This window comes from Stenotrophomonas sp. SMYL89 (assembly GCF_036319985.1).
Lineage (GTDB): Bacteria > Pseudomonadota > Gammaproteobacteria > Xanthomonadales > Xanthomonadaceae > Stenotrophomonas > Stenotrophomonas maltophilia_Q.
Map to the genome: position 1 here is coordinate 13,851 of NZ_JAWIRW010000008.1, position 23,405 is coordinate 37,255.

Annotated in this window: 18 protein-coding genes and 1 pseudogene; 11 read left to right on the forward strand and 8 right to left on the reverse strand. The window is 66.3% G+C overall.

Annotated features, from left to right (window positions below):
- The first annotated feature begins 50 nt into the window (after positions 1-50).
- Together V3B41_RS11645 and V3B41_RS11650 are read left to right on the forward strand one after the other, a co-directional pair.
- Entirely contained in the window at positions 51-926 is an 876-nt protein-coding gene (locus V3B41_RS11645; RefSeq protein WP_049431524.1) for a LysR family transcriptional regulator, read from the forward strand.
- A 430-nt stretch (positions 927-1,356) separates the two neighbouring features.
- Positions 1,357-3,240, forward strand: coding sequence for an ATP-binding cassette domain-containing protein (locus V3B41_RS11650; RefSeq protein ID WP_285310528.1), 1,884 nt, complete (start codon positions 1,357-1,359; stop codon positions 3,238-3,240).
- A gap of 227 nt (positions 3,241-3,467) precedes the next feature.
- Here V3B41_RS11650 and V3B41_RS11655 read toward each other — a convergent pair whose 3' ends face one another.
- Complete coding sequence (locus tag V3B41_RS11655; RefSeq protein WP_049427707.1) at positions 3,468-3,929, reverse strand: cytochrome c; 462 nt, start codon at positions 3,927-3,929, stop codon at positions 3,468-3,470.
- A gap of 9 nt (positions 3,930-3,938) precedes the next feature.
- Positions 3,939-4,328, reverse strand: coding sequence for a c-type cytochrome (locus tag V3B41_RS11660; protein ID WP_005413034.1), 390 nt, complete (start codon positions 4,326-4,328; stop codon positions 3,939-3,941).
- Between the two features lie 205 nt (positions 4,329-4,533).
- Between V3B41_RS11660 and V3B41_RS11665 the strand changes: the two genes are divergently transcribed.
- The 3 genes and pseudogenes from V3B41_RS11665 to V3B41_RS11675 all read left to right on the forward strand — a co-directional run bounded on the left by V3B41_RS11665 (position 4,534) and on the right by V3B41_RS11675 (position 12,280).
- Positions 4,534-5,685, forward strand: a complete 1,152-nt coding sequence (locus V3B41_RS11665; RefSeq protein WP_021204157.1) for a MexH family multidrug efflux RND transporter periplasmic adaptor subunit — start codon at positions 4,534-4,536, stop codon at positions 5,683-5,685.
- 62 nt (positions 5,686-5,747) lie between these two features.
- Positions 5,748-9,203: pseudogene (locus V3B41_RS11670) on the forward strand (efflux RND transporter permease subunit); the annotation flags it as partial.
- Positions 9,200-12,280: an efflux RND transporter permease subunit gene (locus V3B41_RS11675; RefSeq protein WP_197632469.1), complete on the forward strand. Its 3,081-nt coding sequence runs from the start codon at positions 9,200-9,202 to the stop codon at positions 12,278-12,280. The pseudogene V3B41_RS11670 and the gene V3B41_RS11675, both read left to right, overlap by 4 nt.
- Positions 12,281-13,166: 886 nt before the next feature.
- On the opposite strand, the gene V3B41_RS11680 is transcribed toward V3B41_RS11675, so the two are convergent.
- From V3B41_RS11680 to ykgO, 6 genes are all read right to left on the reverse strand, one after another.
- Entirely contained in the window at positions 13,167-14,399 is a 1,233-nt protein-coding gene (locus tag V3B41_RS11680; RefSeq protein WP_010484557.1) for a TraB/GumN family protein, read from the reverse strand.
- On the reverse strand, positions 14,392-14,922 hold the full coding sequence (locus V3B41_RS11685; protein ID WP_049429014.1) for a GNAT family N-acetyltransferase: 531 nt from the start codon (positions 14,920-14,922) through the stop codon (positions 14,392-14,394). The genes V3B41_RS11680 and V3B41_RS11685 overlap by 8 nt, the downstream gene beginning before the upstream one ends.
- A gap of 13 nt (positions 14,923-14,935) precedes the next feature.
- A complete protein-coding gene (locus V3B41_RS11690) occupies positions 14,936-15,823 on the reverse strand; it encodes a carbon-nitrogen hydrolase (RefSeq protein ID WP_005409280.1) in 888 nt (295 codons plus the stop codon).
- Between the two features lie 223 nt (positions 15,824-16,046).
- On the reverse strand, positions 16,047-17,084 hold the full coding sequence (locus tag V3B41_RS11695; RefSeq protein ID WP_329861145.1) for an agmatine deiminase family protein: 1,038 nt from the start codon (positions 17,082-17,084) through the stop codon (positions 16,047-16,049).
- Positions 17,085-17,123: 39 nt separating this feature from the next.
- A complete protein-coding gene (locus tag V3B41_RS11700; protein ID WP_226053522.1) occupies positions 17,124-17,423 on the reverse strand; it encodes a hypothetical protein in 300 nt (99 codons plus the stop codon).
- A 176-nt stretch (positions 17,424-17,599) separates the two neighbouring features.
- Positions 17,600-17,725, reverse strand: coding sequence for a type B 50S ribosomal protein L36 (gene ykgO / locus V3B41_RS11705; protein ID WP_005409283.1), 126 nt, complete (start codon positions 17,723-17,725; stop codon positions 17,600-17,602).
- 197 nt (positions 17,726-17,922) lie between these two features.
- Between ykgO and cmk the strand changes: the two genes are divergently transcribed.
- The 6 genes from cmk to V3B41_RS11735 all read left to right on the forward strand — a co-directional run bounded on the left by cmk (position 17,923) and on the right by V3B41_RS11735 (position 23,402).
- Positions 17,923-18,600: a (d)CMP kinase gene (cmk, locus tag V3B41_RS11710; RefSeq protein WP_005409284.1), complete on the forward strand. Its 678-nt coding sequence runs from the start codon at positions 17,923-17,925 to the stop codon at positions 18,598-18,600.
- A gap of 198 nt (positions 18,601-18,798) precedes the next feature.
- On the forward strand, positions 18,799-20,484 hold the full coding sequence (rpsA, locus tag V3B41_RS11715) for a 30S ribosomal protein S1 (RefSeq protein WP_005409285.1): 1,686 nt from the start codon (positions 18,799-18,801) through the stop codon (positions 20,482-20,484).
- Between the two features lie 88 nt (positions 20,485-20,572).
- Positions 20,573-20,878 (forward strand): integration host factor subunit beta, encoded by a 306-nt coding sequence (locus V3B41_RS11720; protein ID WP_005409286.1) that lies wholly within the window; start codon positions 20,573-20,575, stop codon positions 20,876-20,878.
- A 76-nt stretch (positions 20,879-20,954) separates the two neighbouring features.
- On the forward strand, positions 20,955-21,236 hold the full coding sequence (locus V3B41_RS11725) for a LapA family protein (protein WP_049428022.1): 282 nt from the start codon (positions 20,955-20,957) through the stop codon (positions 21,234-21,236).
- 6 nt (positions 21,237-21,242) lie between these two features.
- Positions 21,243-22,421 carry a lipopolysaccharide assembly protein LapB gene (gene lapB / locus V3B41_RS11730; RefSeq protein ID WP_049428020.1) on the forward strand — a complete coding sequence of 393 codons (1,179 nt, stop codon included), beginning with the start codon at positions 21,243-21,245 and terminating at the stop codon, positions 22,419-22,421.
- A gap of 3 nt (positions 22,422-22,424) precedes the next feature.
- Positions 22,425-23,402 (forward strand): glycosyltransferase family 4 protein, encoded by a 978-nt coding sequence (locus V3B41_RS11735; protein ID WP_049428018.1) that lies wholly within the window; start codon positions 22,425-22,427, stop codon positions 23,400-23,402.
- Positions 23,403-23,405: the final 3 nt, after the last annotated feature.

Genomic DNA, 23,405 nt, shown 5'->3' on the forward strand with positions numbered 1-23,405 from the left:
TGTAAAACGAATAATATGGGTGAAACCTACCTATCCAGCGGGTAATTTCCATGCGCCTGACCCTGCGCCAGCTGCAGGTCTTCGTCGCCATCGCCGATCACGGCAGCACCACCGCCGCTGGCCAGGCCATCGCGCTCTCTCAGTCGGCCAGCAGCGCCGCCCTGCAGGAGCTGGAGGCACACTTCGGCACCCCGCTGTTCGACCGCATCGGCCGCCGCCTGGCGCTGAACGGGCACGGCCGCGCACTGCTGGAGCCTGCCCGCACGCTGCTGGTCAACGCCGCCGATCTGGAGCGGCAGCTGGCCGCCGGCGGCGACCCGGGGCAGGGCGCACCGCTGCGGCTGGTGCTGGCCGCCAGTACCACCATCGGCAACTACCTGTTGCCGCCGCGCATCGCCGACCTGCTGCGCCAGGCGCCGCAGGCCGAGGTCGACCTGCGCATCGACAACAGTGCCGGCGTGGTCGCTGCCGTGCAGCGCCTGGACGTGGACGCCGGCCTGATCGAAGGCCCGTGCCACGAGCGCGGCCTGCAGGTGACCGCCTGGCAGCAGGACCCGCTGGTGATCGTGGCTGCCGCCGATGCCCCCGCCAGCTGGTCACTGGACGAACTGCGCGCTGCCCGCTGGCTGCTGCGCGAGCCCGGCTCCGGCACCCGCGAAGCCGTCGAACAGGCGCTGCTCCCGCACCTGCGTGGCTTCGCCCAGACCCTGCAGCTGGGCAATACCGAAGCGATCAAGCAGGCCGCCATCGCCGGCCTCGGCCTGGCCTGCCTCTCGCGCCACGCGCTGGAAGAACCCTTGGCCCTCGGCCGCCTGCGCGTACTCGAGACGCCGCTGCCCGCCCTGCAGCGCACCCTGTGGCTGGTGCGCCACCCGGGCAAACAATGGCTGCCAGGGTTGCAGGCGTTGTTGGGGGAGGTGGGGTAAGCCATCAGATTCCAAGTCGATTCCATCCGTCGACAGTCCCTGCAGCGTTCATCCACGCATGGCGTGGATCTACCGTGTCGACCAAGGTCGACACCCACCTGAGCGGAATGCCGTTCCGACAGACAAGGTCGACACCCACCTGAGCGGAATGCCGTTCCGACAGACAAGGTCGACACCCACCGGAGCAGAATGCAGTTCCGACAGATTGCGGAAATCTGTCGAAGGCGGGGCGGTGTGGGTATGCAGGACCGTTGGCGCCATGGATGGCGCCATCGAGCCCCCATGGATGGGTTTACGGCGTGTCCTGCATACCCACACCGCCCCGCCATCCCACAGGAAACCCGCTTCAGCTGTTGCTTCGGCGGTTGACGTTGCCTCTGCGGGTGCTGGGTGCAACCCGGCCGACGCCCCCAACCCGTACAATATCCGGATGCCTCTGATTACTCTGCAGAACGTCGACTTCAGCGTCGGCGGCCCGTTGTTGCTGGAAAAGGCCGAACTGTCGATCGAGCCGGGCGAACGCATCGCCCTGATCGGCCGCAACGGCGCCGGCAAATCCACCCTGCTCAAGCTGCTGTCCGGCGACCACAAGCCCGATGACGGCGAAGTCCGCGTGCAGCAGGGCGTGCGCGTCACACGCCTGGAGCAGGAGGTGCCTCATGGCGCCGCCGGCTCGGTGTTCGACGTCGTCGCCGATGGCCTGGGCGAGCTGGGCCAGTGGCTGGCCGAATTCCACCACCTCAGCCATGCCGAGGTGTTCGATGGCGAAGCCCTCGGCAACGTGCAGGCCAAGATCGATGCCGCCAACGGCTGGGGCCTGGACCAGCGCGTCAGCGAAACCCTGACCAAGCTCGACCTGGACGGCGAGGCCGAGTTCGGCCGCCTGTCCGGCGGCATGAAGCGCCGCGTGCTGCTCGCCCGTGCACTGGTCTCCAGCCCGGATGTGCTGCTGCTGGACGAACCGACCAACCATCTGGACATCGAAGCCATCGATTGGCTCGAAGCGTTCCTGAAGGGCTGGAGCGGCAGCGTGGTGTTCGTCACCCATGACCGTCGCTTCCTGCGCGCACTGGCCACCCGCATCGTCGAGATCGACCGCGGCCAGGTCACCAGCTGGCCGGGCGACTGGGCCAACTACGAGCGCCGCCGTGAGGAACGCCTCAACGCGCAGGCGCAGGAAAACGCGCGCTTTGACAAGCTGCTGGCGCAGGAAGAAGTGTGGATCCGCCAGGGCATCAAGGCGCGTCGTACCCGCGATGAAGGCCGCGTGCGCCGCCTGAAGGCGATGCGTACCGAGCGTTCGCAGCGCCGCGATCTCAGTGGCAACGTCAAGATGGAAGCCGCGCAGGGCGTCAGCTCCGGCAAGAAGGTCATCGACGTCAAGGACATTTCGTTCGCCTTCGGCGAGCGCACCATGGTCCGCGACTTCACCACCACCATCCTGCGTGGCGACCGCATCGGCCTGATCGGCCCCAACGGCAGTGGCAAGACCACGCTGCTGAAGCTGCTGCTGGGTGAACTGCAGCCGGCCAAGGGCGAAGTCAACGCCGGCACCAACCTGCAGATCGCCTACTTCGACCAGTACCGTGCAGTGCTGCGCGAAGACTGGAGCGCGATCGAGAACGTGGCCGAAGGCCGCGATTTCCTCGAGTTCAACGGCAAGCGCAAGCACGTGCATGCCTACCTGCAGGACTTCATGTTCACCCCGGAACGTGCGCGTGCGCCGATCACCCGCCTGTCCGGTGGCGAGCGCAACCGCCTGCTGCTGGCCAAGCTGTTCGCGCAGCCGTCCAACCTGCTGGTGATGGACGAACCGACCAACGACCTGGACGTGGAAACCCTGGAGCTGCTGGAAGAGCTGCTGGGCGAGTACACCGGTACGCTGCTGCTGGTCAGCCACGACCGTGACTTCATCGACAACGTGGTGACCTCCACGCTGGTGATGGAAGGCGACGGCGTGATCGGCGAGTACGTGGGCGGTTACAGCGACTGGCAGCGTTATGCGGCCAGCATCGCGGCGCCTGCCGCAGCCCCCGCCGCCAAGCCGGCGGCCGCCGCACCGGCTACCCCGGCTGCCGCGGCTCCGGCCGCGCCCAAGCGCAAGCTGGCCTACAAGGAAGCACGCGAACTGGAGCAGCTGCCGAAGACCATCGAAAAGCTGGAAGGCGATGTCGAAGGGCTGACCTCGGCGATGAACGACCCGTCGTTCTACACCCGCAGCAGCGCCGAAGTGACCGCGCATACCCAGCAGCTGGCCAGGGTGCAGGCCGAGCTGGATGCCGCGTACGCGCGCTGGGAAGAACTGGAAGGCTGAGCGCCGGTCGGCGCCAGCGGCGAGGCTATTGATGTAGAGCCGAGCCCATGCTCGGCTCATCGCGATCTGGCCCCAGTGCAGCCGAGCGTAGGCTCGGCTCTACCGAGGCATGCCAGCAGGCGCTGTAGAGCCGAGCCCATGCTCGGCTGGTAGGTCCGTGGATGCCTGCATCAGTGCGGACCAAGGTCCGCACCCACCAAAGCGGATTCCGCACCCGCCGGGGGCGGTCATTTGACCCCGTGCAGATCCCGCAGCTGGCTCGGCCGGCTGCCGAAATACGCGGCCAGATCGGCGATGTCCTGATCGCTCAGGTCCTTCGCCTGCGGCGTCATCAGCATGTGCTGGCGGTCACCGGCGCGGTAGGCCTGCAGGGCATGCGCCAGGTAGTCGCCGTACTGCCCACCGAGCTTCGGATAGGTCGGGTCGATCGGCGCGTTACCGTCAGCCCCGTGGCAGTCGATGCAGCTCTGGTTGGTGGCCTTGCCCTTCACCCTGGCGCGGGCTTCACCGGCGGCCTCGCGGCCTGCGGGCAGGCCGGCCGAAGAAGAAGAGCCGTGTTCGCCGCTGGCATGGCCCGGGTCGGCGGCGGATTTCTCGCTGTTTTCCACCTGCGACTGCGAACAGGCGGCCAGCAGCAGGGCAACGGACAGGGCGATGGCATGACGCATCGGATGCGCGGCTTTCGACATGGGCGGGCCTTACTTGACGGTGGACAGGTAAACAGAGAGATCGGCGATCTCCTGTTCGCTGAAGCTCATCGACTGCGCCTGCATCGTTGGATGCCGGCGCTTGCCCTGGCGGTACTCGGTCAGGGCCTGGGCCAGGTACTGCTGGGTCTGGCCGCCGATCTTCGGCACCCGGTAGCTGGGATAGGCGTTCTTGTAGCCGGTGATGCCGTGGCATCCCTGGCAGGTGTAGGCCAGCACGCGGCCATTGTCGAAGTTGCCGGTGGGCGCGGCAGGCGCCGGCGCGGCGGCAGGAGCCGGGGCCGGAGCGGGTGTGGCAGGAGCAGGAGCGGGCTGTGCGGCGGCCCCAAGGGGCAGGAGGACGGCCAGAGCGAGACAAGCGGCGAGCGGCTGCGGGCGCATGGTGTCGTTTCCGGGGATTCGGGTCTGGTCGTTCCGGCGTGGGGTACGGAACGACCCGAGTATAGCCTCAGGTTTCATCTAGCTGAAATGGGGTCGGTCCGACCGGTGGCGTGAAGGCACCATGACCTTTGGGATATGGTGTGGCCGTGAAGTGGTGCATTACTTTGCTACCACACCTGTCCACGCATCCTCCAGGGACCTGACGATGTCGCACCCAACCTTCCTGTCCGGCCGTCGCAGCGGAATCTGTGCCGCCGCACTGCTGATCTCCACCTCCCTGCTGCTGGGCGGTTGCGCCGCAGGGCCCAATTCCGAAGCCAAGGCCGCCGAGACCAAGGAGGAGAAGAAGGTCGACGCGGTGCCGGTCGAGGTGGCAGTGGCCAGCCACCGTGCGGTCGCGGCCAGCTACACCGGAACCGCTGCGCTGGAGCCGCGCGCCGAATCGCAGGTGGTCGCCAAGACCTCCGGCGTGGCGCTGGCGGTGCTGGTCGAGGAAGGCCAGCGGGTGACCGCTGGCCAGCCGCTGGTGCGCCTGGACCCGGACCGCGCACGCCTGGCCGTTGCCCAGAGCGAAGCGCAGATGCGCAAGCTGGAAAACAACTACCAGCGCGCCCAGAAACTGGTTGGCCAGCAGATGGTCAGTGCCGCCGATGTCGACCAGCTGCGCTTTGATCTGGAAAACGTCCGCGCGCAGTACCGCCTGGCGACGCTGGAACTGTCCTACACCACGGTGGTGGCGCCGATCTCCGGCGTGATCGCCTCGCGCTCGATCAAGACCGGCAATTTCGTGCAGATCAACACGCCGATCTTCCGCATCGTCGACAACTCGCGCCTGGAAGCCACCCTCAACGTGCCCGAGCGCGAACTGGCCACGCTGCGTGCCGGCCAGCCGGTGACGCTGGCTGCCGATGCGCTGCCGGGCCAGAGCTTCACCGGCACCGTCGACCGCATCGCGCCGGTGGTGGATTCGGGCAGCGGCACGTTTCGCGTGGTCAGTGCCTTCGATGGCGCCGCCCATGCGCTGCAGCCCGGCATGTTCGGGCGCATCCGCATCGATTACGACCAGCGTGCCGATGCGCTTGTGGTGCCGCGCCTGGCGCTGCTCGACGACGGTGAGCCGGCGGTGTTCCGGGTGCGCGAAGGCAAGGTCGCACGCGTTCCGGTCAAGCTGGGTTACGCCGAGGGCCCGTGGGTGGAGATCCGTGATGGCCTGGCGGCCGGTGATCAGGTGGTCACCGCCGGCAAGGTCGCGCTGCGCGACGGTACCGCGGTGCAGGTGATCGCCGATCCGAAGGCAAAGGCGAAGACGGTCGCAGCGGCCGCCAAGCCGGCAGACAAGGCCGGGAGCAAGCAATGACCGCCCCGGGCCACGACCACGGTGCCTCGCCGGCGAGCGACGGCGCCGCCGCCGGCATGCGCGGCGGCCTGGTGGAATTCGCCACCCGCCGCCGCGTGACCATCGCCATGTGCACGGTCACCCTGCTGCTGTTCGGGCTGATCGCGCTGGGCAACCTCAAGGTCAACCTGCTGCCTGACCTGAGCTACCCGACGCTGACCGTGCGCACCGAGTACACCGGTGCGGCGCCGACCGAAATCGAAACCCTGATCACCCAGCCGGTCGAAGAAGCGGTCGGCGTGGTCAAGAACCTGCGCAAGCTGAAGTCGGTCTCGCGCACCGGCCAGAGCGATGTGGTGCTGGAGTTCGCCTGGGGCACCAACATGGACCAGGCCAGCCTGGAGGTGCGCGACAAGATGGAAGCGCTGAACCTGCCACTGGAGGCCAAGGCTCCGGTGCTGCTGCGCTTCAATCCGTCCACCGAGCCGATCATGCGCCTGGTGCTGTCCAGCAAGACCGCGCCGGCCACCGATGCCGATGCGATCCGCGAGCTGACCGGCCTGCGCCGCTATGCCGATGAAGACCTGAAGAAGAAGCTGGAGCCGGTCACCGGCGTGGCAGCAGTGAAGGTGGGCGGTGGCCTGGAAGACGAGATCCAGGTCGACATCGACCAGCAGAAGCTGGCGCAGCTGAACCTGCCGATCGACACCGTCATCAAGCGCCTGAAGGACGAGAACATCAACATCTCCGGTGGCCGCCTGGAGGAGGGCTCGCAGCGCTTCCTGGTGCGTACCGTCAACCAGTTCGCCGACCTGGAGGAGATCCGCAACCTGCTGGTCACCACCCAGGCGTCGAACGGCAGCGCGGCCGACTCGGCGCTGCAGCAGATGTTCAACATCGCCGCGTCGACCGGTTCGGCGGCCGCCATCGCGGCGGCCTCGGCGGCGCAGAGCGCATCGTCCGGCGGTGGCTCCAGCGTGGTCGCCAATGGTGTGCCGGTGCGGCTGAAGGATGTGGCCACCGTGCGCCAGGGCTACAAGGAACGCGAAGCGGTGATCCGCCTGGGCGGCAAGGAGTCGGTTGAGCTGGCCATCTACAAGGAAGGCGATGCCAACACCGTGTCCACCGCCGAAGCGCTGCGCAAGCGTCTGGAGCAGATCAAGGGCACGTTCCCCTCCGATGTCGAGATGACCACCATCGAGGACCAGTCGCGCTTCATCGAGCATGCCATCGCCGACGTCAAGAAGGATGCAGTGATCGGCGGCCTGCTGGCGATCCTGATCATCTTCCTGTTCCTGCGTGATGGCTGGAGCACGTTCGTGATCAGCCTGTCGCTGCCGGTCTCGATCATCGCCACGTTCTTCTTCATGGGCCAGATGGGCCTGAGCCTGAACGTGATGTCGCTGGGCGGCCTCGCGCTGGCCACCGGCCTGGTGGTGGACGACTCGATCGTGGTGCTGGAGAGCATCGCCAAGGCCCGCGAGCGTGGCCTGGGCATCCTGCAGGCGGCCATCGTCGGTACCCGCGAAGTGAGCATGGCGGTGGTCGCCTCGACCCTGACCACCATCGCGGTATTCCTGCCGCTGGTGTTCGTCGACGGCATCGCCGGCCAGCTGTTCCGCGACCAGGCACTGACCGTGGCGATCGCCATTGCGATCTCGCTGCTGGTGTCGATGACCCTGATTCCGATGCTGAGCTCGCTGAAGGGACGGCCACCGCTGGCGTTCCCGGAAGAAGCACCGAACGAGCCGTGGCAGCCGCAGAACCGCTGGCAGAAGCCGGTCGCACTGGGCCGTCGTGGCGCCGTCGCAACCGCGCGCTGGAGCTTCTACGCGCTGGCCTGGCTGGTGGTGCGTGCATGGCGTGGCGTGGTGGCGGTGGTCGGCCCGGTGATGCGCAAGGCCAGCGACCTGGCGATGAAGCCCTATGCCGGTGCCGAGCGCGGCTACCTGCGGCTGCTGCCAAGCGCGCTGGCCCATCCGGGCAAGGTGCTGGGCGTGGCCACGATCATCTTCGTGGCGACCATGGCGCTGGTGCCGATGCTTGGTGCCGACCTGATCCCGCAGCTGGCTCAGGACCGCTTCGAAATGACGGTGAAGCTGCCGGCCGGCACGCCGCTGAAGCAGACCGATGCGCTGGTGCGCGAACTGCAGCTGGCCCACGGCAACGGCGAGGGCGTGGCCTCGCTGTACGGCGTCAGTGGCAGCGGCACCCGCCTGGATGCCAGCCCGACCGAGAGCGGCGAGAACATCGGCAAGCTGACCGTGGTGATGGAAGGCGGTGGCAACGCGCGAACCGAAGCGGAGATCACCGAGCGCCTGCGTGACACCATGGGCCAGCATCCAGGTGCACAGGTCGACTTCGCGCGGCCGGCGCTGTTCAGCTTCTCCACGCCGCTGGAAATCGAGCTGCGCGGGCAGGACATGGCGACGCTGGAAGTGGCTGGCCAGCGTCTGGCGGCGATGCTGCGTGGCAATGCACACTACGCCGACGTGAAGTCGACGGTGGAAGAGGGCTTCCCGGAAATCCAGATCCGCTTCGACCAGGAGCGTGCCGGTGCACTGGGCCTGACCACCCGACAGATCGCCGATGTGGTGGTGAAGAAGGTGCGCGGCGACGTGGCCACCCGCTACAGCTTCCGCGATCGCAAGATCGACGTGCTGGTGCGTGCGCAGGAGCGCGACCGTGCCAGCGTGGAGAGCATCCGCCGGCTGATCGTCAATCCGGGCAGCACCCGTCCGGTCACATTGGACGCAGTAGCCGACGTGGTCGCCACCACCGGCCCCAGCGAGATCCATCGCGCCGACCAGACCCGCGTCGCCGTGGTCTCGGCCAACCTGCGTGACATCGATCTGGGCGCTGCCATGCGCGAAGTGCAGCAGATGGTGGCCGAACAGCCACTGGGTGCGGGCGTTGGCCTGCACATCGGCGGCCAGGGCGAGGAGCTGGCGCAGGCGGCGAAATCGCTGATCTTCGCCTTCGGCCTGGCGATTTTCCTGGTCTATCTGGTGATGGCCTCGCAGTTCGAGTCGCTGCTGCATCCGTTCGTGATCCTGTTCACCATCCCGCTGGCGCTGGTCGGCGCGATCCTGGCGCTGATGCTGACCGGCAAGCCCATCTCGGTGGTGGTGTTCATCGGCCTGATCCTGCTGGTCGGCCTGGTCACCAAGAACGCGATCATCCTGATCGACAAGGTCAACCAGCTGCGCGAGGCCGGCGTGGCCAAGCATGAAGCGCTGGTGGAAGGTGCGCGCTCGCGCTTGCGGCCGATCATCATGACCACGCTGTGCACGCTGTTCGGCTTCCTGCCGCTGGCGGTGGCGATGGGCGAGGGCGCCGAAGTGCGCGCGCCGATGGCGATCACCGTGATCGGTGGCCTGCTGGTGTCGACCCTGCTGACCCTGCTGGTGATCCCGGTGGTGTACGACCTGATGGATCGCCGCGGTGATGCCTATTACCGCGAGCGTGGCCGCAAGCACGCCGGTGAGATCGAGCCGGGTGCGGCGGGCAGTGAGGCGGGCGCGGAGGAACCGGCATGAGTGTTGCCGAGTTCTCCATCCGCCGCCCGGTCACCACCATCATGTGTTTCGTGTCACTGGTGGTGATCGGCCTGATCGCCTCGTTCCGGCTGCCGCTGGAAGCGCTGCCGGACATCTCCGCGCCGTTCCTGTTCGTACAGATTCCGTATACCGGTTCAACCCCGGAAGAAGTGGAGCGGACCATCATCCGCCCGGTGGAGGAATCGCTGGCGACGATGACCGGCATCAAGCGCATGCGTTCGTCGGCTACCTCCGAAGCGGCGCTGATCTTCATCGAGTTCAGCGACTGGGACCGCGACATCGCCATCGCCGCGTCCGATGCCCGCGAGCGCATCGATGCGATCCGCAGCGACCTGCCCGATGACCTGCAGCGCTACAACGTGTTCAAGTGGTCCAGCAGCGACCAGCCGGTTCTGAAGGTGCGCCTGGCCAGCACCACCGACCTGACCACCGCGTACGACATGCTTGACCGCGAATTCAAGCGGCGCATCGAGCGCATTCCCGGCGTGGCCCGCGTCGACATCACCGGTGCGCCGCCGAACGAAGTCGAGATTGCCATCGACCCGAACCGGCTCAACGCGCATGGCCTGAGCATCAATGAGCTCAGCGAGCGCCTGCGCACGCTGAACTTCTCGATCTCGGCCGGGCAGATCGATGACAACGGGCAGCGCGTGCGCGTGCAGCCGGTGGGCGAGATCACCGACCTGCAGGAAATGCGCGACCTGGTGATCAACGCCAAGGGCCTGCGCCTGGGCGACATCGCCGACGTGCGCCTGAAGCCGGCGCGGATGAACTACGGGCGCCGCCTGGACGGCAACCCAGCGGTTGGCCTGGACATCTTCAAGGAGCGTAGCGCCAACCTGGTGGAGGTGTCGCGCGCGGCGCTGGCGGAGGTTGAAGCGATCCGTGCCGAAGCGTCGATGCGCGACGTCCAGATCAAGGTGATCGACAACCAGGGCAAGGCGGTGACCTCCTCGCTGCTGGAGTTGGCCGAGGCCGGTGCGGTCGGCCTGATCCTGTCGGTGACGGTGCTGTTCTTCTTCCTGCGGCACTGGCCATCGACGCTGATGGTGACCCTGGCCATTCCAATCTGCTTCACCATCACCCTGGGCTTCATGTACTTCGTCGGGGTGACGCTGAACATCCTGACCATGATGGGCCTGCTGCTGGCGGTGGGCATGCTGGTCGACAACGCCGTGGTGGTGGTGGAGAGCATCTACCAGGAGCGCGAGCGCCTGCCGGGGCAGCCGCGGCTGGCCTCGATCATCGGCACCCGCAACGTGGCCATCGCGCTCAGCGCCGGCACGCTGTGCCACTGCATCGTGTTCGTGCCGAACCTGTTCGGCGAGACCAACAACATCAGCATCTTCATGGCGCAGATCGCGATCACCATCTCGGTCTCGCTGCTGGCCTCGTGGCTGGTCGCGGTCAGCCTGATCCCGATGTTGTCCGCACGCATGGCCACGCCCAAGCTGGTGCACTCGCAGACCGGCCTGATCGCGCGCCTGCAACGCCGCTACGCCAGGCTGCTGGACTGGTCGCTGCGCCATCGCGGCTGGAGCCTGCTTGGCATTCTGCTGGTGGTGCTGGTCAGCCTGGTGCCGATGAAGCTGACCAAGATCGACATGTTCGGTGGTGACGGCGGCAAGGACATCTTCATCGGCTACATGTGGAAGGGCGCCTACACCTACCGGCAGATGTCAGAGGAAGTGGCGCGGGTGGAGAACTGGATCGACGCCAACCGCGAGCGCCTGCACGTCAAGCAGGTGTACTCCTGGTACAGCGAGCAGGAAGGCAGCTCGACCGTGGTCACCCTGGACGAGAAGTACGCCAAGGACATCAAGGCGCTGCAGGAAGAACTGCGCAAGGGGCTGCCGAAGTCGGCGCGTACCGACTACTTCGTCGGCAACCAGGGCGGTGATGGCGGCGGTGGCGGCAACCAGGGCGTGCAGGTGCAGCTGGTCGGCGATTCCAGTTCGATGCTGCAGGAGATCGGCCAGGAAGTGGTGCCGCTGCTGGCCCAGCGTGCCGAGCTGCGCGACGTGCGCATCGACAATGGCGAGAAGGGCGGCGAACTGAAGGTGCGTGTCGACCGCGAGCGTGCGGCGGCGTTCGGCTTCAACGCCGAACAGGTCGCCAGCTTCGTCGGCCTGGCGCTGCGCGGTGCACCGATGCGCGAGTTCCGCCGTGGCGACAACGAAGTGCCGGTGTGGGTGCGTTTCGCGGGTGCCGAGCAGAGCAGCCCGGAAGACCTGGCCGGTTTCAGCGTGCGTACCGGCGATGGCCGCAGCGTGCCGCTGCTGAGCCTGGTCACCGTCGACGTCGGTTCGTCAGCCACCCAGATCGGCCGAACCAACCGCCAGACTACGCTGACCATCAAGGCCAACCTGGCCGAGAAAGTCACCGCGCCGGATGGCCGCAAGGCGATGGAGTCGGTGCTCAAGCCGATGAACTTCCCGGCAGGCTATGGCTTCACCTTCGATGGTGGCGACTACGGCAACGATGACGAGGCCATGCAGCAGATGGTGTTCAACCTGCTGATCGCGCTGGTGATGATCTACGTGGTGATGGCGGCAGTGTTCGAGTCGCTGCTGTTCCCGGCGGCGATCATGAGCGGCGTGCTGTTCTCGATCTTCGGCGTGTTCTGGCTGTTCTGGATCACTGGCACCTCGTTCGGAATCATGTCCTTCATCGGCATCCTGGTGCTGATGGGCGTGGTGGTGAACAACGGCATCGTGATGATCGAGCACATCAACAACCTGCGGCGCGGCGGCATGGGCCGGACGCAGGCACTGGTGGAAGGCTCCCGCGAGCGCCTGCGCCCGATCATGATGACCATGGGCACGGCAATCCTGGCGATGGTGCCGATCTCGCTGACCAACACGCAGATGTTCGGCAACGGCCCGGAGTACGCACCGATGGCGCGCGCGATTGCCGGCGGCCTGGCGTTCTCGACCGTGGTCAGCCTGCTGTTCCTGCCGACGATCTATGCGGTGCTCGATGACCTGCGCAATGCCGTGACGCGGCTGATCCGCCGCGCGCGTGGCCTGGAGGTCGTGGCGGGTACCCCGGTGTAGTGGTCGAGCTTGCTCGACCGTAATGCACATCAACGTGTTGTGGTGTGGGGGAGGCCGGTCGTAGTGGGGCGGCCTCCCCCTTTTTTTTGCTCGCCGCGTCTGTTTGCCTCTGTAGAGCCGAAGGCAGCGGCAGGAGCCGCTGCCAACGTCGCTTGCGACGGCCCGGAGGGTGTCGGCCAGGACGGCCGGCATAGCCATGCTCGGCTGCTGTTCGCCGCGTCGCGCCGTCGCCCGAGCATGGGCTCGGGCGCTACAGATTCCGTGCCCATGTAGAGCCGAGCCATGCTCGGCTGCTGGTCACCGCGTTGCGGCGTCGCCCGAGCATGGGCTCGGGCGCTACAGATTCCGTGCCCATGTAGAGCCGAGCCATGCTCGGCTGCACTTCGCCGCGTCGCGGGCGCCGCCCGAGCATGGGCTCGGGCGCTACAGATTCCGTGCCCATGTAGAGCCGAGCCCATGCTCGGCTGCTGTTCGCCGCGTCGCGGGCGCCGCCCGAGCATGGGCTCGGGCGCTACAGATTCCGTGCCCATGTAGAGCCGAGCCGATGCTCGGCTGCTGTTCGCCGCGTCGCGGCGTCGCCCGAGCGTGGGCTAAGGGCGCTACAGATTCCGTGCCCATGTAGAGCCGAGCCGATGCTCGGCTGCTGTTCGCCGCGTCGCGGCGTCGCCCGGGCATGGGCTCGGGCGCTACAGATTCCGCGCCCATGTAGAGCCGAGCCGATGCTCGGCTGCTGTTCGCCGCGTCGCGGCGTCGCCCGGGCATGGGCTCGGGCGCTACGGATTCCGTGCCCATGTAGAGCCGAGCCGATGCTCGGCTGCTGTTCGCCGCGTCGCGGCGTCGCCCGGGCATGGGCTCGGGCGCTACAGATTCTGTGGCCGGTTGAGGCCTACCCCGCGACCTTGCCCCATACCTTGAACGTGGTGAGCCACAGACCGAGCATGCTGCCGATGTTGGTCAGCATGAAAGTCAGCACCACGCGGGTGACGCGGTTGCGGTACCAGCCCTTCAGGCTCTGCGCATCGTCGCGCAGCTTGAGGAAGTCCTCGTACGCCGGCTTGCGCAGTCGCGCTTCCACCAGCGCCGAGAACGCGCCGGTGGGAATGCTCAGGCGGAACGGCTTGAACGGGGCCACCGCGATCGCGGTGAGGATGCTCAGCGGATGCCCGCCGGCCAGCAGGCAGCCCAGGCCCGCCAGGCCGCCGGTATACATCGCCCAGGTCGCCAGCAGTTCGGTACCCACGCCGAGGCCGCCGCGGTAGAAGCCAACGCCGATGCCGGTCGCCACGATCGCCAGGATGCCCAGCGTGAACCACGGGATGTTGCGCTTCTTCGGTACTGCTTCCAGCTCGGCACGCAGCGGTGCCGGTGCTTCGGTGTCGGTTTCCAGGTAGCGCGCCAGGCCTGCAAGATGGCCCGCACCGACAACCGCCAGTACTTCACGCTGTTGCGGGTTGTGTTCCTCGCGCAGGCGCGTGGCCATGTAGCGGTCGCGTTCGCCGATGATGGTCTCGTACAGCGCCGGGCTCTCGCTGGCGAACTCGCCGAAGCTCGATTCCAGCATGTCGCCCTGCTTGAGCTTCTCGATCTCGTTCTCGCCCACTTCCTCGGACGAGAACAGGCCGGCGCCGAGGCCGGCGACCAGCTTCAGCTTGCCGAAGAAGCCCAGCCGCTGCGAGGCGCGGCGGAAGGTCAGGCCGACCTCGCGGTCGATCAGGTGCACCGGCAGGTCGCGTTCGCGGGCCAGTTCCACTGCGCGCTTCAGTTCGGCGCCCGGTTCGATGTCGAGCTGTTCGGCCAGGCGGCGCTGGTAGGCGGACAGGGCCAGGTTGGCGGCGAACAGGGCGACGCGACCCTTGCGGATTACCTCGACCAGGTCGAGCTTGGCCAGCGTGTCCGGGTCGCTCAGCGCCTGCAGGCGCTGCGGGTCCAGCTCGACCGCCACCGCATCGAAGCGGCCACTGTCGATGGCTTTCTCCACGGCTTCAACGCTGGCGCGCGAAACGTGGGCAGTGCCCAGCAGGGTGTAGCGCACGCCGTCGCGTTCGACGACGCGCACCGGCTGGCCGGCGAACAGATCGTCGCCGGTCTCGGGAAGGGTTTCGGTCATGGGTTCATTCATTGGAAGGTGCGGTGTCGGCGCCATCGCCCAGCGCGCGCTGCATCTGCACGGTATCCAGCCAGCGGCCGTGCTTGCGGCCGAGGCCACGGAACACGCCCACCAGTTCGAAGCCGAAGCGTTCGTGCAGCTTGATGGAAGCGGTATTGGTCGGTTCGCCGATCACCGCCACCATCTGCCGGTAGCCACGCGCCACGCAGGCGTCGATCAGGGCCTGCAGCAGGCCGGTGCCGACGCCCTTGCCCTGGAAGCGGGCATCGACGTAGACCGAGTTTTCCACGGTCCACTGGTAGGCGACGCGGGTGCGGTAGGTGTTGGCGTAGGCATAGCCGGCCACCTGGCCGTCGATCTCGGCGACCAGGTAGGGGAAACCACGATCGATGATGTCGCGCATGCGGCGCAGCATCTCGGTCGCGTCCGGGATGTCGTACTCGTAGGTGTTGACGAAGTCGGTCACTTCCACCGCATAGATCGCGGTGATCGCGTCGATGTCGGCCGGGCCGGCATCACGGATGAGGACGGCCATGCGCGGCTCCGGCTCAGTCGATGTAGCGCTTGAGCAGGTCACCGTACGCGTCGATGCGACGGTCGCGCAGGAACGGCCAGATGCGGCGCACGTGCTCGCTGCGCTGCAGGTCGACATCGCACAGCAGAACCGTGGCATCGGTGCCGGCTTCGGCCAGGAACTCGCCCTGCGGGCCGAGCACGTGGCTGTTGCCCCAGAACTGGATGCCCGACGCGCCCAGCGGCGACGCCTCGTGGCCGACGCGGTTGCAGCTCAGCACCGGCAGGCCGTTGGCCACGGCGTGGCCACGGTGGCTCAGCACCCAGGCGTCGCGCTGGCGGGTTTTCTCGTCCTGCACATCGTCCGGGTCCCAGCCGATCGCGGTCGGGTACAGCAGAAGTTCGGCGCCGGCCAGCGCCATCAGGCGCGCCGCTTCCGGGTACCACTGGTCCCAGCACACCAGCACGCCAAGGCGGCCCACCGAGGTATCGATCGGCTTGAAGCCGATGTCGCCCGGGGTGAAGTAGAACTTCTCGTAGAAGCCCGGATCATCCGGGATATGCATCTTGCGGTACTTGCCGAGCAGGGTACCGTCCTTCTCGAACACCACGGCGGTGTTGTGGTACAGGCCGGCAGCGCGGCGCTCGAACAGCGAGCCGACCAGCACCACGCCATGCTTCTTCGCCAGTGCGCCCAGGCGCTCGGTGCTCGGGCCCGGAATCGGCTCGGCCAGGTCGAATTCGTCCACCGATTCGTGCTGGCAGAAATACGGGCCGTTGTGCAGTTCCTGCAGCAGCACCAGCTTGGCACCCTGCGCAGCCGCCTCGGCCACGCGTGCTTCGATCACCGCCAGGTTGGCGGCGGCATCACCGTGGTTGCGCTCCTGGATCAGGGCGACGGTAAGGGGGCTGCGCGAGTTCATGCGGGGCGTTCCTGCGGGGGAAAACCTGCATGTTAGCGCGGATGGGCGGCGACGGCGTGTCGTGCGCTGAATGGGCCGGTGTTGTAGAGCCGAGCCCATGCTCGGCTGCGTTCCGCTTCGATCGCGCGAGCGGCCAGCCGAGCGTGGGCTCGGCTCTACAAGAAGCCAGTCGAGCATGGCTCGACTCTACAAAAGCGGTGCCGGGCGAGGCCCGGCACTACCGTTACGCCTTCAACAGCCCTGCCGGCAGCTGCATGGTGATGCAGTGCAGGCTGCCGTTCTGCCAGATCAGCGAGCGGCAGGGCACCTGCACGATCTCGCGGCCCGGGTGCGCCTGCGCCAGCACGTCGCGGGCCAGGTCATCGGCCGGGTCGCCATAGGCCGGCATCAGCACCGCGCCATTGATGATCAGGTAGTTGGCGTACGAAGCGGCCAGGCGGCGGCCTTCGTCGATCACCGGCTGTGCCCACGGCAGCGGGAACAGGCGGTACGGCTTGCCATCCTTGGTGCGCAGCGCGGCCAGCTCATTGCCCATCGCCTGCAGTTCGGCGTAGTGCGAGTCGCTCTCGTCGTCGCAGGCCTGGTAGACGATGCTGTCCGGCGAGGCGAAGCGGGCGAGGGTGTCGATGTGCGCGTCGGTGTCGTCGCCTTCCAGGTAGCCGTGGTCCAGCCACAGCACGCGGTCCTGCTGCAGCCAGTCGGTCAGGTCGGCGCTCAGGCTTGCCCGGTCGCGGTCCGGGTGGCGCTCGTGCAGGCACTTCCAGGTGGTCAGCAGGGTGCCTTCGCCATCGGTCTCGATGCCGCCGCCTTCCAGCGCGAACGGAATGCTGCGCACCGCCGCGTTGTTGAACACCCCGGCCTTGTCGAGCACGCCCACCAGCTGGTCATCGAGGGTGGCATCGAACTTGCCGCCCCAGCCGGTGAAGCGGAAGTCCAGCAGCTGAAAGCTGCCATCGGCGCGGCGCAGGGTGATCGGGCCCGAATCACGCAGCCAGGTATCGTCGTAGGCGGCCGTGGTGAAGTGGACCTTGTCCATGTCGATGCGGTTGGAGCGCAGCCGCATTTCGGCATAGGTCTCCACATCGTCGTCGGCCACGCAGATCAGCACCGGCTGGAAGCGGGTGATGGCCGCGACCAGGGCGATGTAGGTCTCTTCCACCTGGCCCAGGCGGTCGGCCCAGTCGGTGTCGGCGGTGGGCCAGGCAATCAGGACGCCGCTCTGGGCTTCCCACTCGGCAGGAAAACGAAGGGTCTGGTTCATGGTCTCGCTACACAGGCCCGCCCACGGCGGGTAAAGGGATCAACGGATCGGCGGTTTCGGGCCGATTTCGTTCGGGTCCGCCTGGTTGGCCACCACGTCGATCACCTTCTGCTTCTCGAAGTAGACGGTGAACTGCGGGTACACCCAGCGGTTGATGGTTGGCCATTGCCGCTTCTGCCCGCCACGCGGCTGCAGTTGTTCGCTCGGCGCGCCGAACTGCGCCTGCACCTGCTGCATGCTCTGGCCGCGAACGGGCAGGGCGCCGGCCGGCTTCTCGCGGGCGCGGTCGACAAGCAGCGTATCGGCCATCGCCGGCGTGGCGGCAGCCAGGGTGGCCATCACGGCCAGGGCGGACAGGTAACGCTTCATCTCGATCTACTCCCCAGTGGTCAAGAAAGGCGATTACAGCAAAAACGGCAGGAAAAAGCCGCATAAACAAAAAACCGCCCGAAGGCGGTTTCTTGCATCGGGTCGGCCCCGCGTAGGGCCAGCCGCAGCCGCGAGGGCTGTTGGGCTTAGCGCTGACGCGCCTTGAAACGCGGGTTCGACTTGCAGATGACGAAGATCTTGCCGCGACGACGGACGACCTTGCAGTCGCGGTGACGGGCCTTCGCCGACTTCAGGGAGGACAGGACTTTCATGGCATACCTCGGCGTAAACAGTAGTTGTTCGGGTGGAGCGTGGCCGCGATATGCGAAAGACAATCGGCAGTTGACGCTCGTTCAAGCCCGCCATTCTACCGGGCTTTTTGTCGATGTTTCAAGTGGTTGCACGAAAGTCGCCGCGCGGGGCCCCGGGCAGGGGCTAGAATGACCCCTTCACACGCTCTGGGAACCCCATGAATCCACTCGCTCCCGTCCTGACCATCGACGGCCCTTCCGGGGCCGGCAAGGGTACCATCAGCCGCATCATCGCGCGCCGGATGGGCTGGCACTACCTGGATTCGGGCGCGCTGTACCGCGCGGTGGGCGTGGCCGCGAGCTGGGCCGACATCGACACTTCTGACGCCTCGGCGCTGGTGCGGTGCACCTTCGACACCCATGTTCAGTTTGTTGAACAGGGCGAGTCGATGCGGGTCATGGTCAACGGCACCGATGCCACCGACGAGCTGCGCCTGGAGACCACCGGCGCCCTGGCCTCCGCCATTGCCGCCATTCCCGAGGTCCGGGCTGCCCTGAAGGAGCGCCAGCGCGCATTCAGGGAGCTGCCGGGCCTGGTCGCCGACGGCCGTGACATGGGCACGGTGATCTTCAAGGACGCCCCCTACAAGGTCTTCCTGACCGCCAGTGCCGAGGAGCGCGCCGAGCGCCGGCATAAGCAGTTGAAAGACAAGGGGGTTTCTGTTAACTTTGATGACCTCCTGCGCGAGATCATGGCCCGCGACGCCCGTGATGCTCAGCGTACCGTGGCGCCCCTGAAGCCGGCAGACGATGCTGTCCTCATCGACACCACAGGCATCGGCATCGATGATGTCGTTGCCCGAGTGATGGATCTGCTTCCGGTTCCGGCTGCCTGATCCGTTCGCGCAGGAGCACTGCCAGCAGCATCGGTGGTGGTCGCGCAAAGCAGTGCTGTACCAGCTCCGTCGCGCAATGATGCGTGGCGGTTTTCCTACTACACACGACCTGCGTTTCCGGGGTCGACCAACAGGCGGGCGGTCGCCATTCCCCTGAAGGGGACGCCACCGACCCATGTGTCCAACAGAGTAAATCTAATGACCGAATCATTTGCCGAACTGTTTGAAGCCAGCCAGGCCAACCTGGCCAAGCTGAAGCCGGGCGCCATCGTCAGCGGTACCGTTGTTGAAGTCCGCGGCGACGTCGTGGTGATCAACGCTGGCCTGAAGTCCGAAGGCATCGTGCCGATCGAACAGTTCCGTAACGACGCTGGCGAAATCGACGTCGCCGAAGGCGACATCGTCAAGGTCGCCCTCGACTCGATCGAGAACGGCTTCGGCGAAACCGTCCTGTCGCGCGAGAAGGCCAAGCGCGCGATGGTGTGGGACGAGCTGGAAGAAGCGTTGGAAAAGAACGAAACCATCACCGGCCGCATCAGCGGCAAGGTCAAGGGTGGTTTCACCGTGGACATCAAGGATGTCCGCGCCTTCCTGCCGGGTTCCCTGGTCGATGTGCGCCCGGTGCGCGATCCGGCCTACCTGGAAGGCAAGGAACTCGAGTTCAAGCTCATCAAGCTGGACCGCAAGCGTAACAACGTCGTGGTCTCGCGCCGCGCTGTCGTCGAAAGCGAGCACTCGGAAGAGCGCGAGCAGCTGATGGACAAGCTGCAGGAAGGCGCGATCCTGAAGGGTGTCGTCAAGAACCTGACCGATTACGGCGCGTTCGTGGACCTGGGCGGTATCGACGGCCTGCTGCACATCACCGACATGGCGTGGAAGCGCGTGCGTCACCCGTCGGAAGTCGTGAACGTCGGCGACGAGCTGGACGTCCGCGTGCTGAAGTTCGACCGCGAGCGCAACCGCGTTTCGCTGGGCCTGAAGCAGCTGGGCGAGGATCCGTGGGACAACATCGGCCGTCGTTACCCGGCCAACAGCCGCGTCTTCGGCAAGGTCTCCAACGTCACCGATTACGGTGCATTCGTTGAGATCGAGCCGGGCGTCGAAGGCCTGGTGCACGTCTCCGAGATGGATTGGACCAACAAGAACGTCAACCCGTCCAAGGTTGTCCAGGTTGGTGATGAAGTCGAAGTGATGGTGCTGGACGTCGATGAAGAGCGTCGCCGTATCTCGCTGGGCATGAAGCAGGTTGCCGCCAATCCGTGGGAAACCTTCGCTGCCACCCACAAGAAGGGTGACAAGGTGTCGGGCCAGATCAAGTCGATCACCGACTTCGGCATCTTCATCGGCCTGGACGGCGGCATCGACGGCCTGGTCCACCTGTCCGACATCAGCTGGAACACCACCGGCGAAGACGTCGTTCGCAACTTCAAGAAGGGCGATACCCTGGACGCAGTTGTCCTGGCTGTCGATCCGGAGCGCGAGCGCATCTCCCTGGGCGTGAAGCAGCTGGAGCAGGATCCGTTCGGCCAGTACATGGCTGCCAATCCGAAGGGCTCCAAGGTTGAAGGCGTGGTGAAGGAAGTCGACGCCAAGGGCGCGATCATCGAGCTGGCTGACGGCATCGAGGGTTACGTTTCGGCCCGCGACATCGCCAACGAGCGCGTTGACGACGCCACCCAGCACCTGAAGGTTGGCGACAAGATCGAAGCCAAGTTCGTGGGCATGGACCGCAAGGGCCGTACCCTGCAGCTGTCGATCAAGGCCAAGGATGACGCGGAAATGCGCGAAGTGCTGGAGGAATACCAGTCCTCTTCGGCTTCCAGCGGCACCACCCAGCTGGGCGCGCTGCTGCGTGCACAGCTGAACGGCAACAAGTCCGAGTAATCGGCCTTACGCTGTTTGTTGTTTCCTGGACGGCCCGGGCTTCTGCCCGGGCCGTTTCAGGCTGAGATGCCCCTGATGTGAGCCGGTAATGACCAAATCCGAACTGATCGAAATCCTTGCGCGCCGCCAGGCGCACCTGAAGGCCGATGATGTCGATCTGGCGGTGAAGTCGTTGCTGGAAATGATGGGCGGATCGCTGTCCGCCGGGGATCGCATCGAAATCCGTGGTTTTGGCAGCTTCTCGCTGCACTATCGTCCGCCGCGCCTGGGTCGCAACCCGAAGACCGGCGAATCGGTTGCCCTGCCGGGCAAGCACGTCCCCCATTTCAAGCCGGGCAAGGAACTGCGCGAGCGGGTCAGCAGTGTGCTGCCGCTGGACGCCGATCCGGCCTGAGCCTCCGTCGCGCCACCGCGTGCGAATCCAGCCGCGGGTCGGATAAGCTACGGACTCCTGCCACTGGAGCTGTCGCATGAAGGTCTTTCGTCTGCTGGTCCTGCTGGCGGTCCTGATCCTTGGGCTGATCATTGGTGCGGTCAACATGACCGCGATGTCGATCAACCTGCTGTTTACCCAATTGAATACCTCCGTGGGCGTGGCGCTCATTGCGGCCCTGCTGATCGGTGTCATCGTCGGTGCCGGCCTGGTGCTGGTGAGCGTGGTCATTCCGCTCTACAGCCAGCTGCGCCGCGCCAACAAGTCCGCCGCCATGCCGGCCGCGGGTGTTTCCCCCCAATCTTTTGATGGACGCTGATCGAAGATGGATTTCGTCACCGAGTGGCTGTGGTTTTTCCTGTTCGTTCCGCTGGCCGCACTGGCCGGGTGGGTGATTGGCCGGCGTGGTGGCCAGCGCCACGGTGACAACCAGGTCAGCCGCCTGTCCAGCACCTACTTCCGTGGCCTGAACTACCTGCTCAACGAGCAGCCGGACAAGGCCATCGAACTGTTCCTGCACATCGCCGAGCTGGACAAGGAAACCTTCGAGACCCAGGTCGCGCTGGGCCACCTGTTCCGCCGCCGCGGTGAAGTCGACCGCGCCATCCGCCTGCACCAGGGGCTGGTCAACCGCCACGATCTGAGTGACGCGCAGCGCGTGCAGGCCCTGCTGGCGCTGGGCGAGGACTACATGAAGTCCGGCCTGCTGGACCGTGCAGAGACTGTGTTCACCGAGCTGGCGCAGCTGGACCAGCGCGCCCCGCAGGCGCTCAAGCACCTGATCGGCATCTACCAGGCCGAGCGTGACTGGGAAAAGGCGATCGACAACGCCACCCGCTTCGAAGACGTCACCGGCGAGCCGATGGGCAAGCTGATCGGGCAGTTCGAATGCGAACTGGCCGAACGCTTCCGCGGTGCTGGCAAGCTGGAAGAGGCGAGGGCGGCGATCGCCCGCGCCTACCAGGCCGACGCCATGTCGGTGCGCGCCGGCATCATCGAAGGTCGCCTTGAGACGGATGCGGGCAACGCTGAAGCCGCCGTGCGTGCATTCGAACGTGCCGCGCGCAACGATCCGGAGTACCTGCCCGAGCTGCTGCCGGCGTTGATGGAAAACTACCGCAAGGTCGGCGACCTGGGGGGCGCGCGTGCGTTCCTGTCGGAAATGACCGAACACTACCGTGGCATCGCCCCGGTGCTGGCCCTGACCCGGCTGATGGAAGAGCAGGAGGGTGTGGCTCCGGCCCGTGCCTACCTTGGCCGCCAGCTCAAGGATCGTCCGTCGGTGCGCGGCGAATCCGCGCTGATCGACCTGACGCTGGCCGAGGGCGCCGATTCCACTGCGACCCTGCATGACCTCAAGCACATCACCGACCAGCTGCTGGTGCGCAATCCCGCCTACCGGTGCACCCGTTGCGGATTCGGTGCACGCACCCACCATTGGCAGTGCCCGAGCTGCAAGGAATGGGGCACGGTCAAGCCACTGCTGAACTACGCGGTGCTCTGATCCATGCCGTGGCTCGTGATGGGCGCGCTGCTGGGGCTGGCCCTGCTGAGTGCGGGGTTGACCTGGGCGGCACGGGGTTATGCCCTGCGCCAGCAACTGGTGGACCAGCCCGGCGAGCGTCGCAGCCATAGCGTGGCAACGCCGCGCGGTGGTGGTATCGCCATCGTCGTCAGCCTGCTGATCACCGCCGGTGCAGCGATGTGGGTCTGGCCGGAATCGACACCGAGCCTGCTGGTGGCCAGCCTGGGCCTGGTACTGGTGGCGGGCATCGGCTGGTGGGACGACCACCGGCCGTTGCCGGCCATGCGCCGCCTGCTGGTGCACTTCATTGCCGCCGCGTTGCTGGCCGCCCTGGTCAAGGTGCACGGTGGAAGCTGGTTGCTGGCCGGGCTGGTGCTGGTATTCACAGCCTCGTTGATCAACATCTGGAACTTCATGGATGGCATCAACGGTATTGCTGCCAGCCAGGCCATTGTCGTTGCACTGGGCCTGGCGCCGATACTGCCCTGGCCGTACTCGCTGGCGGCGGTGGCGCTGGGCCTGGCCTGCCTGGGTTTCCTGCCGTTCAATTTCCCGCGGGCGCGGATATTCATGGGTGATGTCGGAAGTGGCGCGCTTGGCTATGCAGTCGCCGTCGTCCTGGCCATCGCCGCGGTGCGTACCGATATCCACTGGATCCTGCTGCTGGTGCCGGCTTCGGCATTCCTTGTGGACGCGGGCTTCACACTGGCGGCGCGCATCATTTCCGGACAACGCTGGATGGAACCCCATACCCAGCACGTCTACCAGCGGGCGGTGCAGGCAGGAGCCAGCCACGCCCAGGTGACAGGGATGTACTTTGCTTTGGGCCTGTTCAGTATTACAGTGCTTAATGTCTGCTCCAATCTGCAGCCGAGGTGGGAGGCTGTCCTGGCGATCGCGTGGTTTCTCGCGCTGAGCGTCCTCTGGCTCCTCCTGCGCAATGGATTGCGTCACCGATAAGGA